This is a genomic window from Streptomyces sp. NBC_00158, from assembly GCF_045160885.1.
Lineage (GTDB): Bacteria > Actinomycetota > Actinomycetes > Streptomycetales > Streptomycetaceae > Streptomyces.
In genome coordinates this window covers 5,717,501-5,730,743 of the sequence record NZ_CP108161.1, presented here as the reverse complement: position 1 = coordinate 5,730,743, position 13,243 = coordinate 5,717,501, and the positions used below count along the sequence as shown (strand labels likewise).

At 70.8% G+C, this 13,243-nt stretch carries 10 protein-coding genes, 2 rRNA genes and 1 pseudogene (1 of these 13 only partly in view); 2 read left to right on the top strand and 11 right to left on the bottom strand.

Going from position 1 to position 13,243, the window contains the following annotated elements:
• Window positions 1–25 precede the first annotated feature (25 nt).
• The 3 genes from OG553_RS26395 to OG553_RS26385 are packed head-to-tail and all read right to left on the bottom strand — an operon-like array spanning window position 26 to window position 2,113.
• The gene (locus tag OG553_RS26395; RefSeq protein ID WP_405981357.1) at window positions 26–964 is read right to left on the bottom strand and encodes an NAD kinase; all 939 of its coding nucleotides are present in this window, start codon (window positions 962–964) and stop codon (window positions 26–28) included.
• 38 nt (window positions 965–1,002) lie between these two features.
• Window positions 1,003–1,818 carry a TlyA family RNA methyltransferase gene (locus OG553_RS26390; protein WP_405981356.1) on the bottom strand — a complete coding sequence of 272 codons (816 nt, stop codon included), beginning with the start codon at window positions 1,816–1,818 and terminating at the stop codon, window positions 1,003–1,005.
• A 7-nt stretch (window positions 1,819–1,825) separates the two neighbouring features.
• Window positions 1,826–2,113, bottom strand: a complete 288-nt coding sequence (locus OG553_RS26385; protein WP_405981355.1) for a hypothetical protein — start codon at window positions 2,111–2,113, stop codon at window positions 1,826–1,828.
• 65 nt (window positions 2,114–2,178) lie between these two features.
• Here OG553_RS26385 and OG553_RS26380 point away from each other — a divergent pair, with 65 nt between their 5' ends.
• Window positions 2,179–2,526, top strand: coding sequence for a sterol-binding protein (locus OG553_RS26380; RefSeq protein ID WP_405981354.1), 348 nt, complete (start codon window positions 2,179–2,181; stop codon window positions 2,524–2,526).
• Between the two features lie 171 nt (window positions 2,527–2,697).
• On the opposite strand, the gene OG553_RS26375 is transcribed toward OG553_RS26380, so the two are convergent.
• From OG553_RS26375 to OG553_RS26360, 4 genes are all read right to left on the bottom strand, one after another.
• Complete coding sequence (locus OG553_RS26375) at window positions 2,698–3,534, bottom strand: ABC transporter ATP-binding protein (protein WP_405981353.1); 837 nt, start codon at window positions 3,532–3,534, stop codon at window positions 2,698–2,700.
• Window positions 3,531–4,613 carry a FecCD family ABC transporter permease gene (locus OG553_RS26370; protein WP_405981352.1) on the bottom strand — a complete coding sequence of 361 codons (1,083 nt, stop codon included), beginning with the start codon at window positions 4,611–4,613 and terminating at the stop codon, window positions 3,531–3,533. Before OG553_RS26370 ends, OG553_RS26375 begins: the two co-directional genes overlap by 4 nt.
• Window positions 4,610–5,659 (bottom strand): FecCD family ABC transporter permease, encoded by a 1,050-nt coding sequence (locus OG553_RS26365; RefSeq protein ID WP_405981351.1) that lies wholly within the window; start codon window positions 5,657–5,659, stop codon window positions 4,610–4,612. The genes OG553_RS26370 and OG553_RS26365 overlap by 4 nt, the downstream gene beginning before the upstream one ends.
• 71 nt (window positions 5,660–5,730) lie before the next feature.
• Window positions 5,731–6,780: an HAD hydrolase-like protein gene (locus tag OG553_RS26360; RefSeq protein WP_405981350.1), complete on the bottom strand. Its 1,050-nt coding sequence runs from the start codon at window positions 6,778–6,780 to the stop codon at window positions 5,731–5,733.
• A 134-nt stretch (window positions 6,781–6,914) separates the two neighbouring features.
• Between OG553_RS26360 and OG553_RS26355 the strand changes: the two genes are divergently transcribed.
• Window positions 6,915–8,186 (top strand): DUF1015 family protein, encoded by a 1,272-nt coding sequence (locus tag OG553_RS26355; protein ID WP_405981349.1) that lies wholly within the window; start codon window positions 6,915–6,917, stop codon window positions 8,184–8,186.
• Window positions 8,187–8,278: 92 nt separating this feature from the next.
• Here OG553_RS26355 and OG553_RS26350 read toward each other — a convergent pair whose 3' ends face one another.
• From OG553_RS26350 to OG553_RS26335, 4 genes and pseudogenes are all read right to left on the bottom strand, one after another.
• On the bottom strand, window positions 8,279–9,121 hold the full coding sequence (locus OG553_RS26350; RefSeq protein ID WP_405983139.1) for a hypothetical protein: 843 nt from the start codon (window positions 9,119–9,121) through the stop codon (window positions 8,279–8,281).
• A gap of 99 nt (window positions 9,122–9,220) precedes the next feature.
• Window positions 9,221–10,789 (bottom strand): annotated as a pseudogene (locus OG553_RS26345) (hypothetical protein); the annotation flags it as partial.
• Window positions 10,790–10,895: 106 nt separating this feature from the next.
• A 5S ribosomal RNA gene (gene rrf / locus OG553_RS26340) occupies window positions 10,896–11,012 on the bottom strand.
• 106 nt (window positions 11,013–11,118) lie between these two features.
• A 23S ribosomal RNA gene (locus OG553_RS26335) occupies window positions 11,119–13,243 on the bottom strand (it continues 989 nt past the right edge of the window).

Genomic DNA, 13,243 nt, shown 5'->3' with positions numbered 1-13,243 from the left:
GTGCTATTGAGGCGTTCGGTGAGGGTCAGTGCGGCGCCCCGCGCCACCCCGAGACCGGCAGCGCGAACTTCGCCACCAGCCGGTCCGTGAACGAGGCGTGGTGCAGCCGCGCGAGCCGCACCGGCACCGTCCCCCGGCGCACCTCCACGCGCGCCCCGGCGGGCAGCTCCAGCGTCCTGCGCCCGTCGCACCACAGGGCGCCGTGCGGGGTACCGTTCTGCACCTCCACCGCCAGCACCGACGTGGGCGAGGTCACCAGCGGCTTCGCGAACAGCGCGTGGGCGCTGATCGGCACCATCAGCAGCGCCTCCACCTCCGGCCAGACCACCGGCCCGCCCGCGGAGAACGCGTACGCCGTGGAACCCGTCGGCGTCGCGCAGACGATCCCGTCACAGCCGAACCCGGTCACCGGGCGCCCGTCGATCTCCAGGACCACCTCCAGCATCCGCTCGGCGGACACCTTCTGGACGGCGGCCTCGTTCAGCGCCCAGTCCCGGTGCACGATGTCGCCGTTGGTCCGTACGAGGACGTCGAGGGTCATCCGCTCCTCGACCTCGTACGACCGGGTCACCACCCGGTCCACGACCTTGTCCAGGTCGTCCCGCTCGGCCTCGGCGAGGAACCCCACCCGGCCCAGGTTGACGCCCAGCATCGGCACCCCCGAGCCGCGCGCGAACTCCGCCCCGCGCAGCAGGGTCCCGTCCCCGCCCAGCACGATCAGCAGCTCGCACCCGCCGAGCACCTTGGGCGTGCACTCCGGGACGAGCTCCACCTCGGGCGGCAGCGGCAGGTCCCGCGCCTCGTGCTCCAGGACCCGCACCCCGATCCCCGACTTCAGCAGCCCCTGCACCACCAGTTCGGCGCTGCGGATCGCGGCGGGCCGGCCGGTGTGCGCGACCAGGAAGACGGTCCGCGGACCCGTCGGCTCCGCGGCCTCCCCCGAAGCCGCCCCCTCCGATTCCACCCGACGTACTGAACCTGCTGAACCTGCTGACACATCCGTCACTGCGGCCCCTCCGCCACTGCACGATCGACATCCCCCGGGTCGAGTGCCGGTGCCCCCGCCCGAAGCCACAGAAAGTACTCGACGTTCCCCGACGGCCCCGGCAGCGGGCTGGCGGTCACCCCGAGCACACCCAGCCCCAGCTTCCAGGCCTGCGCCGCGACGTCCTTCACGGCCTCGCCCCGCAGCTGGGCGCTGCGCACCACGCCGCCGCTGCCCAGGCGCTCCTTGCCCACCTCGAACTGCGGCTTCACCATCAGCACCAGATCGGCGTCCGGCGCCGTGCACCGCACCAGCGCGGGCAGCACCAGGCCGATGGAGATGAAGGACAGGTCCCCCACGACCAGGTCGACCGGGACGCCGTCGATCAGCTCCACCGTCAGCTCGCGCACGTTCGTACGGTCCTTGACGGTGACCCGCTCGTCGCTCTGCAGCGACCAGGCCAGCTGTCCGTAGCCGACGTCGACGGCGACGACGTGGGCCACGCCCGCGCGCAGCAGCACGTCGGTGAACCCGCCCGTCGACGCGCCCGCGTCCAGCGCCCGGCGGCCCTCGACCACCAGCCCCTGCGGCCGGAACGCGGCGAGCGCGCCGGCCAGCTTGTGGCCGCCCCGGGAGACGTAGTCGGGGTCGCTGTCGTCCTTGAGGACGACGAGCGCCGCGCCGGTCTCGACCTGGGTGGCCGGTTTGGTGGCGGTGGTACCGCCCACGGTGACCCGGCCCGCGGCGATCAGCTGGGCCGCGTGCTCGCGCGAGCGGGCCAGGCTGCGGCGTACCAGTTCGGCGTCCAGGCGGCGGCGTGCCACTCCTGCCACGTTCGGTTCAGCTCCTGTTTTCGTAAGGTCCGGGGACGGGCGTCGCGTCCAGCGCGTCCAGCGCCTCGCGCAGTCCCCTGTGCACATCCTCGTACACCTCGACGTGCCCGTCCGCCGCCAGGGCGTCCGCGTCCGCCAGCCGCTCCAGGTGCGCGTCCACCCCGGCGTGGCCGGTGGGGGTGCGTACGAGGCCCAGCGGGGCGGGGCCGGCGGCGGGCTCGGCGCCCGGCCCGGCGGCGGGGGCCGCGGGCTCCCCGGGGGCGTCCGGAAGGCTCCCGGACTGTGCGTCGGTCATGCCACGACGCTACCCCGAAGCGCGGCCGTCACCACCCGCGGCTCTGCGGTACGGTCGTGATCACCATGGCTACGATCCAGGAGTGCCGCGCGGCACTCGACCGACTCTCCGACAACCTGGCCTCGGCGGACGGCGACGTACGCGGCGCCGCCGCCCTCGACCGCTCCCTGAGCTGCCACATCACGGACCTCGACGAGACCTTCTCCGGCCGCCTGGCGGGCGGCCGGATCCGGGTGGACGGGGTCGCGCCCGGACCGCCCCGGTCGAAGGCCGAGATCCGGCTGGCGATGACCGGCGACGACCTGGTCTCGATGGTCGCCGGCGAGCTGAAGTTCGCCAAGGCCTGGGCCTCGGGCCGGGTCCGCCTGGAGGCCGGCTTCCGCGACCTGCTCCGCCTCAAGAGCCTGCTCTGACCTCCTGACGCGCCGCACCCGATTCCCGACGCGCCGCTCGCACGGCACGGCGCCGGGCCGCGCCTTCCCGGCTTCGCGGCGCTGCGCTGGGGGCACCTCCCAGCGGTAGCTGGGGGAGACTCCGTCCGGCGACCCGCCGGGCCGGGCTGCGACCGGGCTCCGGCGGGAGCCTCAGACCGCGGCCTTCGCGCGGGCCTGCCGGGCGGCCGGGACCACCAGCGGCGTACCGGTCTCCGGGTCGTCGATGATCTGGCAGCGCACCCCGAACACCTCCTCCACCAGCTCGGCGGTGACCACCTCGGCCGGCGGGCCCTCGGCGACGACCACGCCGCCGCGCAGGGCGATCAGGTGCGTGGCGTAGCGGGCCGCGTGGTTCAGGTCGTGCAGCACCGCGACCAGGGTCCGGCCCTCGTTCTCGTGGAGCTCCGCGCACAGGTCGAGCACGTCGAGCTGGTGCTGGATGTCCAGGTAGGTCGTCGGCTCGTCCAGCAGCAGCAGCGGGGTCTGCTGGGCCAGGGCCATCGCGATCCACACCCGCTGGCGCTGCCCGCCCGACAGCTCGTCCACGGCCCGGTCGGCGAGCTCGGCGACCCCGGTCGAGGTCATCGACTCGACGACGATCCGCTCGTCCTCCGCCGACCACTGGCGCAGCAGCCCCTGGTGCGGGTAGCGGCCGCGCGAGACCAGGTCGGCGACCGTGATGCCGTCGGGGGCGACCGAGGACTGCGGGAGCAGGCCCAGCGTCTTCGCCACCTTCTTCGCGGGCATCGAGGAGATCGCCTGCCCGTCGAGCAGCACCCGCCCGGCGGTCGGCTTCAGCATCCGCGACAGGGCCCGCAGCAGCGTGGACTTGCCGCAGGCATTGGGTCCCACGATCACCGTGAAGGAGTTGTCGGGGATCTCCACCGACAGGTTCTCCGCGATGACCCGCTGGTCGTAGCCGAGGGTGACGTTCTCCGCGCTCAGCCTCTGCACTTGCCCACTCCTCGTTTCGACTAGCTTGTTCATATACGTCCCGCCTTGCGCTCCGTGACGAGCAGCCAGAGCAGGTAGACACCGCCGACCAGCCCCGTGACCACGCCCACCGGCAGCTGGTCGGAGCCGAAGGCCCGCTGGGAGGCCAGGTCCGAGCCCAGCAGCAGGACGGCCCCCATCAGCGCGCCGGTCAGCAGGTTCGACCCGGGCGACCGCGACAGCCGCCGGGCCAGCTGCGGCGCGGCCAGCGCGACGAAGCTGATCGGCCCGGCCGCCGCGGCGGCCGCGGTGGTCAGCAGGACCGCCGCCAGCATCAGCAGCATGCGGGTCCGCTCCACCGGCACGCCCAGCGCGTACGCGGCGTCGTCGCCCATCTCGATCATCCGCAGCGCCCGGCTCTGCCCGAGGATCAGGGGGAAGAGCAGCGCGCAGACCGCCAGCAGCGGCCACACCTGCGCCCAGTCCCGCCCGGCCAGCGAACCGGTCAGCCACACCATGGCCCGGGTGGCCTCGACGATCTGCGCCTTGGCGATCAGGTACTGGATGACCGCCATGAGGACGGCGGACGCCCCGATGCCGACGAGCACCAGCCGGTAGCCGTGGATCCCCTGCTTGTGCGCGAGGAGGTAGATGATCACTCCGGTGACCAGGCCGCCGACGATCGCGCCCAGCGCGACCTCGTTGGCGTCGCCCTTGAACAGGACGATGACGACGAGCGCGCCGACGGCCGAGCCGTACGCGAAGCCGAGCATGTCCGGGGAGCCGAGCGGATTGCGCGAGACGGACTGGAAGACCGCCCCGGACATCCCGAGGGCCGCGCCGACCAGCACCGCGACGATGACCCGCGGCAGCCGCAGGTCGTTGACGATGAAGTCGTCGGCCGGCGCCCCGTTGCCCAGCAGGGTCTGCACGACGTCCCAGGGCGCGATCTCGAAGTCGCCGGTGCCGATCAGCACGACGGCCAGCACCACGGTCGCCACGGCCAGCACCAGCCCGGTCGCCAGCGCGCGCGGCTCGACCCGCAGCGAGGTACCGCCGGGGCCGCGCAGGGCCCGGAGCCCGGCGGAGCGGGCGGGGGCGGCAGGGGCGGAGGCGGCGGGGGTCGCGGTCACAGCTGGGCCATCCTCTTGCGCCGAACCAGGTAGATGAAGACGGGCCCGCCGATGAGCGCCGTGACGATGCCGACCTGGAGCTCGGACGGCCGGGTGACGACCCGTCCGATCACGTCGGCGCCGAGCAGCAGCACGGGCGACAGGACCGCCGAGTACGCGAGCACCCAGCGCATGTCGGGCCCGGTCACCAGACGGGCCAGGTGCGGGACCATCAGCCCGACGAAGGCGATCGGCCCGCACGCGGCGGTCGCCGCCCCGCAGAGCAGGGTGATGGCGGTCATCGACAGGATCCGGGTCCGCGTCAGGTGCGCGCCGAGCGCCCGCGCGGTGTCGTCGCCCATCGCCATCGCGTTGAGCGGCCGCCCCAGCGTCAGCGCGAGCACGACGCCGAGCAGCAGGAAGGGGGCCACTTGCTCGACCGTGTCCATGGTGGCCGAGGCCAGCGAGCCCACCGTCCAGAAGCGCAGCTTGTCCAGCGCCTTGGTGTCCATCAGCTGCACGGCGTTGATGTAGCCGACGAGGGCCGCGGTGGCCGCCGTACCGGCGAGCGCGAGGCGCACCGGCGTGGCGCTGCGGCTGCCGCCGAGCGCGTACACGGCGGCCGAGACGACGGCGGCGCCGAGGAAGGCCCACCAGATGAACTCGTCGAGCGTGGCGGCCCCGAAGAAGCTGATCGCCGAGACGACGGCGGCCGCGGCGCCGGCGTTCACGCCGAGGATGCCGGGCTCGGCCAGCGGGTTGCGGGTCAGCGCCTGCATCACCGCGCCGGACAGGCCCAGTCCGAGCCCGACCAGCACCCCGAGGACGGTCCGCGGGACCCGCAGGTCCCGTACGACCACGTCGTTGACGGTGCCGGAGTAGTGGAACAGGCCGTGCCAGACCTCGTCCAGCGACATCGGCTTGGCGCCCACGGCGATGCTCGCCACAGCGACCAGGGCCAGCACGGCGAGGGCGATCAGCAGACCGGCCGCGCGCGCCGCGTGCCGCGGACGGGCCACGGGCGGTGGCGCGCTCTGCTCGGTTTCGGGGGGACTCTCAGCCAACACGAAGGTTAGGTTAGCCTACCCTGCGCCTTTTCTGATCACCCGAACGGCCGAGCCCCCCGGCCCGCGCGGGCTCAGAGCCCCAGCTTCGCCAGGGCCTTCTCCACGTCGTCCGCGTATGCCCCGTCCCCGGCCCGCGACCAGGCCGCCGCGCACAGCGCCCGCAGCCCGTCCACCGGATCGCCCGTCCCCTCGGCCCCGCCCGCCGGCTCCACGTCCAGCCGGCCGTCCGCGTGCACCGCCGTCCAGCCGTCGCACCGCCAGCCGCCCGCGTGCTCCACCACCTCCGGCTGCCCCGTCAGCAGCCCCCTCAGGTCCCGGTCCACATAGGTCGGCCGGTGCCTCGGCTCCGCCCGCAGCAGCTGCGCCGCGTCCGTCACCCCGGTCAGCACCAGCAGCGAGTCCACGTCCCCGTTGAACGCCCCCTCGATGTCGGTGTCCAGCCGGTCCCCCACCACCAACGGCCGCTCCGCCCCCGTCCGCAGCACCGTCTCCCGGTGCATCGGGGGCAGCGGCTTCCCCGCCACCTGCGGCTCCGCGCCCGTCGCGATCCGTACGACCTCCACGGCCGCCCCGTTGCCCGGCGCGATGCCCCGCGCCCCCGGGATCGTCAGGTCGGTGTTCGACGCGAACCACGGCACCCCGCGGTTGACCGCGTACGCGGCCTCCGCGAACCGCCCCCACGCCAGGTCCGGCCCGCCGTACCCCTGCACGACCGCCGCGAGCCCCTCCTCCTCCGCGGACTCCACCGGCACCAGCCCGCGCTCGCGCAGCGCGACCCGCAGCCCCTCGCCGCCGATCACCAGCACCTTCGACCCCGGCTCCACCTGGTCCGCGATCAGCCGGGCCACCGCCTGCGCCGAGGTGATCACCTCACCCGCCTCGGTGGGGATCCCCAGCTCGGTCAGGTGCTCCGCGACGGCGTCCGGGGTCCGCAGCGCGTTGTTGGTGACGTACGCCAGGTGCATCCCGCCCTCACGGGCCACGGCGAGGGACTCCACCGCGTGCGCGATGGCGTGCCCGCCCGCGTACACGACCCCGTCCAGGTCCAGCAGCGCCGTGTCGTACGCCTGGTGCAGACTCCGCTCGCTGCCCGCGGGGGCCGTCCTGCTCTGCCGGGTCATCTGGCCACTCCTTTTGAACCGTTCCAACAACGCTCGAGGCACCGGGAACCTTCGGATCGATCTTGTCCGAGTTTGCGCTACCCCGTTGCTCCCCCGATCATCCCGCATCGCGAGACGGGTCTTACCATGCACCAATGACCACACCTGGCAACGCGGAGCACGGGCTGCGCCTGATCCCCTTCAACGGACTGCGGTACGTCCCGGAGCGCGTCGGCAGCCTGGCGGCAGTGACCTCGCCGCCGTACGACGTGGTCGTGCGCCCCGACGGAGTCGACTACCTCGAATCCGCCGATCCGCACAACATCGTCCGGCTGATCCTGCCGCAGGCCGAAACCCCGGCCGCCCGCAACGAACAGGCCGCCCGCACCCTGCGCGACTGGCTCGCCGGGGGCGTCCTCAGCGCCGACCCGCGGCCCGCGCTCTACGTCTACGAGCAGCGCAGGCCCGGCCTCCTCCAGCGCGGCGTCATCGGCGCCCTGGCCCTCTCCCCCGCCGAGGCCGGCGTGGTCCTCCCCCACGAGGACGTCATGCCGGACGTGGTCACCGACCGGGCCGGCCTGATGCGCGCCACCTCGGCCAACCTGGAACCCCTCCTCCTCACCTACCGCGGCGACGGCCCCGGCACCGGAGCGGCCGGCGTCGTGGAGAGCACCGCCGCCCGCGAACCGCTGCTGTCCACGGTCACCGAGGACGGCTTCCGCCACAGCCTCTGGGCCATCACGGACCCCGACGAACTGGCCGTCGTCACCGCCGACCTCGCCCACCGCCAGGCCCTCATCGCCGACGGCCACCACCGCTGGGCGACGTACCTGCGCCTCCAGGAGGAGCACGGCCCCGCCACCCCGTGGGACTTCGGCCTGGTCCTCCTCGTCGACACGGCCCGCTACCCGCTCCAGGTCCGGGCCATCCACCGGATGCTGCGCCGGCTCCCGCTCGCCGAGGCACTGGCCAAGGTCGAGGGCTCCTTCCGTGTCCGCCCCGTCGAGGGCCCGCTGCCGCTGGCCCTGGAGGCCCTCGCGGACGCCTCGGAGCGCGGCAACGCCTTCCTCCTGACCGGCGACGGCTCCTTCCACCTGGTCACCGACCCGGACCCGGCCCTCATCGAGCGGACCGTCCGGCAGGACCGCCCCGAGGCCTGGCGCCGGCTGGACGCGACCGTCCTGCACGCCTCCCTGCTCGACGCCCTGTGGCAGGTCCCGGACGCCCCGGACCACATCTCGTACATCCACGACGCCGCCGCCACCGTCGCGATGGCCGAGCGCCACGGCGGCACCGCGGTCCTGCTGCACCCCGTACGGGAGGAGGTCGTCCGGGACCTGGCCCGCCAGGGCGTCACGATGCCCCGCAAGTCCACCTCGTTCGGCCCGAAGCCCGCCACGGGCCTGGTGCTCCGCAGCCTGGACTAGGCCGTCCCGACGGCCCGGCAGGGCCCCGGACACGCGGAAGGGCGGCACCCCCGAGGGGGTGCCGCCCTTCTTTCGTCACGCGAGCGCGGCCGTTACGCCTTGCGCTCCTCGTCCTCCACGACCACGAGCTCGTCGGTCAGGTCGACGTCGTCGTCGGAGTCGTCCGCGGGCTCGTACTCCTCGTCGTCCTCGTCGTAGTACTCGGCCTGGTCGGCCGCGCGCTCGGCGGCGGCGACCTCGGCCGGGTCCTGGTCCTCGTCCTCGTCGTCGACGTCGCCGCCGTCGAGGTCCGCGTCCTCGGACGCGGCGGCGTCGACGAACTCCACGCCGTCGATCTCGGCGAGACGGTCGGAGGCGTTGGTCGCGCCGTCCTTGTCGGCCTCGAGGGTCTTCGCGAACCACTCGCGGGCCTCGTCCTCACGGCCGGCCGCGAGGAGGGCATCGGCGTAGGCGTACCGCAGGCGCGCGGTCCACGGCTGCACCGCGCTGGAGGCCAGCTCCGGGCTCTGCAGGGTCACGATGGCGGCGTCGAGCTCGCCCATGTCCCGGCGGGCACCGGCGGCGACGAGACGCATCTCGACCTGGCCGGCCTTGTCCAGCTTCTGCACCTCGGGCTCACCGGCCATCGCCAGCGCGCGCTCGGGGCGGCCGAGGCCGCGCTCGCAGTCGGCCATGACGGGCCACAGCTCGACGGAGCCGGTCATGCGCTTGGCGGCGCGGAACTCCGCGAGCGCCTCGCTGTACTTCTGCGTCGCGTACGCGGCGAAGCCGGCGGCCTCGCGGACGGCGGCGACGCGGGAGGCCAGCCGCAGGGCGATGCGGGAGTACGCGTACGCCTGCTCGGGCTCCTCGTCGATCAGCCGGGCGACCATGACCAGGTTGCGCGAGACCTCCTCGGCCAGACCCTTGGGCAGGCTCAGGAGCTCCTGGCGCACATCGGCGTCGATCTCGTGGCCGGTGACGTCCTCGTCGATCGGGAGCCGCTTGACCGGGTCGCGGTCGGAGCGGAAGTCGCGGTCGCCGCGGTCGTCACGGCGGAAGCCGCCACGGTCGCCACCACGGTCATCGCGGCCACCACGGTACCCACCACGGTCGCCCCGGTCATCGCGGCGGAAGCCGCCGCGGTCGCCGCCCCGGTCGTCACGGCGCGGGTAGGACGGACGGTCGCCGCCACGGTCGTCACGACCGCCACGGAAACCACCGCGGTCGTCGTCGCGACGGGGGTAGGACGGACGACCACCACGGTCGTCGTCGCGGCGCGGGTACGAGGGACGCTCGCCCCGGTCGCCGCGGTCGTCACGGCGGAAGCCGCCGCGGTCGCCGCCCCGGTCGTCACGGCGCGGGTAGGACGGACGGTCGCCGCCACGGTCGTCACGACCGCCACGGAAACCACCGCGGTCGTCGTCGCGACGGGGGTAGGACGGACGACCACCACGGTCGTCGTCGCGGCGCGGGTACGAGGGACGCTCGCCCCGGTCGCCGCGGTCGTCACGGCGGAAGCCGCCGCGGTCGCCACCACGGTCGTCACGGCGCGGGTACGACGGACGGTCACCGCCACGGAAGCCGCCGCGCTCGTCGTCACGACGGGGGTAGCTGGGACGCTCGCCCCGGTCGTCGCGACGCGGGAACGACGGACGGTCGCCACCACGGTCGTCACGGCGCGGGTAGGACGGACGGTCGCCGCCACGGTCGTCACGACCGCCACGGAAACCACCACGGTCGTCGTCACGACGCGGGTACGAGGGACGCTCGCCGCGGTCGTCACGGCGGAACGACGGACGGTCGCCCCGGTCGTCACGACGCGGGAACGACGGACGGTCGCCACCACGGTCGTCGCGACGGGGGTAGGACGGACGGTCGCCGCCACGGTCGTCACGACCGCCACGGAAACCACCACGGTCGTCATCACGACGCGGGTAGCTGGGACGGTCACCGCGGTCGTCGCGGCGCGGGAAGGAGGGACGGTCGCCACCGCGGTCGTCGCGACGGGGGTAGGACGGACGGTCGCCGCCACGGTCGTCACGACCGCCACGGAAACCACCGCGGTCGTCGTCGCGACGGGGGTAGGACGGACGACCACCACGGTCGTCGTCACGGCGCGGGTACGAGGGACGCTCGCCGCGGTCGTCACGGCGGAACGACGGACGGTCGCCCCGGTCGTCACGACGCGGGAACGACGGACGGTCGCCACCACGGTCGTCACGGCGCGGGTAGGACGGACGGTCGCCACCACGGTCGTCACGGCGCGGGTAGGACGGACGGTCGCCGCCACGGTCGTCACGACCGCCACGGAAACCGCCGCGCTCGTCGTCACGGCGCGGGTACGAGGGACGCTCGCCGCGGTCGTCACGGCGCGGGAAGGAGGGACGGTCGCCACCGCCGGCGGGACGCCCGCCACGGTCGTCACGACGGAAGCCGCCACCGGCCGGCCGGCCGCCGCGGTCGTCGCGTCGGAAGCCACCGCGGTCACCGCCGCGGTCGTCACGGCCCCCACGGTAGCCGCCCCTGTCACCGCCGTCGTTGCGCCGAGGCTCGCGCTCCGGACGATCGTCGGAGTAGTTGGACATGGGTGTGACTCCTGTCTTCGGGGTACCGCTAGTCATTCTCGCGCAGCCAGCCCATGGCCGCGCTTCGACGTAAAGATGGTGAAAAACAAAAAGGACCCTTGGTCCAGCGTTGAACGCTGGACCAAGGGTCCTTTGAAAGATTGTTCGGCGGCGTCCTACTCTCCCACAGGGTCCCCCCTGCAGTACCATCGGCGCTGAAAGGCTTAGCTTCCGGGTTCGGAATGTAACCGGGCGTTTCCCTAACGCTATGACCACCGAAACCCTATCGGTTTCGAGCGAACAAGCACACTCTGTAGTTGTGTTCCAGCTCTAGAAACCAGCAACCGTTCGTTGCTTCAGAACTAACACAGTGGACGCGAGCAACTGAGGACAAGCCCTCGGCCTATTAGTACCAGTCAGCTCCACCCGTTACCGGGCTTCCACATCTGGCCTATCAACCCAGTCGTCTACTGGGAGCCTTACCCTCTCAAGGAGGTGGGAATACTCATCTTGAAGCAGGCTTCCCGCTTAGATGCTTTCAGCGGTTATCCTTTCCGAACGTAGCCAACCAGCCATGCCCTTGGCAGGACAACTGGCACACCAGAGGTTCGTCCGTCCCGGTCCTCTCGTACTAGGGACAGCCCTTCTCAATATTCCTACGCGCACAGCGGATAGGGACCGAACTGTCTCACGACGTTCTAAACCCAGCTCGCGTACCGCTTTAATGGGCGAACAGCCCAACCCTTGGGACCGACTCCAGCCCCAGGATGCGACGAGCCGACATCGAGGTGCCAAACCATCCCGTCGATATGGACTCTTGGGGAAGATCAGCCTGTTATCCCCGGGGTACCTTTTATCCGTTGAGCGACGGCGCTTCCACAAGCCACCGCCGGATCACTAGTCCCGACTTTCGTCCCTGCTCGACCCGTCGGTCTCACAGTCAAGCTCCCTTGTGCACTTACACTCAACACCTGATTGCCAACCAGGCTGAGGGAACCTTTGGGCGCCTCCGTTACCCTTTGGGAGGCAACCGCCCCAGTTAAACTACCCATCAGACACTGTCCCTGATCCGGATCACGGACCGAGGTTAGACATCCAGCACGACCAGAGTGGTATTTCAACGGCGACTCCACAACCACTGGCGTGGCTGCTTCAAAGTCTCCCACCTATCCTACACAAGCCGAACCGAACACCAATATCAAACTGTAGTAAAGGTCCCGGGGTCTTTCCGTCCTGCTGCGCGAAACGAGCATCTTTACTCGTAGTGCAATTTCACCGGGCCTATGGTTGAGACAGTCGAGAAGTCGTTACGCCATTCGTGCAGGTCGGAACTTACCCGACAAGGAATTTCGCTACCTTAGGATGGTTATAGTTACCACCGCCGTTTACTGGCGCTTAAGTTCTCAGCTTCGCAACCCCGAAAGGTCACTAACCGGTCCCCTTAACGTTCCAGCACCGGGCAGGCGTCAGTCCGTATACATCGCCTTACGGCTTCGCACGGACCTGTGTTTTTAGTAAACAGTCGCTTCTCGCTGGTCTCTGCGGCCACCCCCAGCTCACGGAGCAAGTCCGATCACCAGTGATGGCCCCCTTCTCCCGAAGTTACGGGGGCATTTTGCCGAGTTCCTTAACCATAGTTCACCCGAACGCCTCGGTATTCTCTACCTGACCACCTGAGTCGGTTTAGGGTACGGGCCGCCATGAAACTCGCTAGAGGCTTTTCTCGACAGCATAGGATCATCCACTTCACCACAATCGGCTCGGCATCAGGTCTCAGCCTTAATGTGTGACGGATTTGCCTACCACACGGCCTACACCCTTACCCCGGGACAACCACCGCCCGGGCTGGACTACCTTCCTGCGTCACCCCATCGCTTACCTACTACCACCTTGGATCGCCGGCTCCACCACTTTCCTTTCCCCGAAGGGTCCGGAACGGCTTCACGGGCTTAGCATTAATGGATTCGATATTGGGCGTTTCAAAGCGGGTACCGGAATATCAACCGGTTGTCCATCGACTACGCCTGTCGGCCTCGCCTTAGGTCCCGACTTACCCTGGGCAGATCAGCTTGACCCAGGAACCCTTAGTCAATCGGCGCACACGTTTCTCACGTGTGTATCGCTACTCATGCCTGCATTCTCACTCGTGAACCGTCCACAACTAGCTTCCGCTGCTGCTTCACCCGGCACACGACGCTCCCCTACCCATCACAGCGGGCGTTGGCCCTATTGCTGCAATGACACGACTTCGGCGGTACGCTTGAGCCCCGCTACATTGTCGGCGCGGAATCACTTGACCAGTGAGCTATTACGCACTCTTTCAAGGGTGGCTGCTTCTAAGCCAACCTCCTGGTTGTCTCTGCGACTCCACATCCTTTCCCACTTAGCGTACGCTTAGGGGCCTTAGTCGATGCTCTGGGCTGTTTCCCTCTCGACCATGGAGCTTATCCCCCACAGTCTCACTGCCGTGCTCTCACTTACCGGCATTCGGAGTTTGGCTAAGGTCAGTAA

Coding starts and splice junctions, on each gene's coding strand:
- OG553_RS26385 (WP_405981355.1), bottom strand. CDS start 2,113: ATGACCGACGCACAGTCCGGGAGCCTTCCGGACGCCCCCGGGGAGCCC.
- OG553_RS26355 (WP_405981349.1), top strand. CDS start 6,915: ATGACCACACCTGGCAACGCGGAGCACGGGCTGCGCCTGATCCCCTTC.
- OG553_RS26360 (WP_405981350.1), bottom strand. CDS start 6,780: ATGACCCGGCAGAGCAGGACGGCCCCCGCGGGCAGCGAGCGGAGTCTG.
- OG553_RS26375 (WP_405981353.1), bottom strand. CDS start 3,534: ATGAACAAGCTAGTCGAAACGAGGAGTGGGCAAGTGCAGAGGCTGAGC.
- OG553_RS26380 (WP_405981354.1), top strand. CDS start 2,179: ATGGCTACGATCCAGGAGTGCCGCGCGGCACTCGACCGACTCTCCGAC.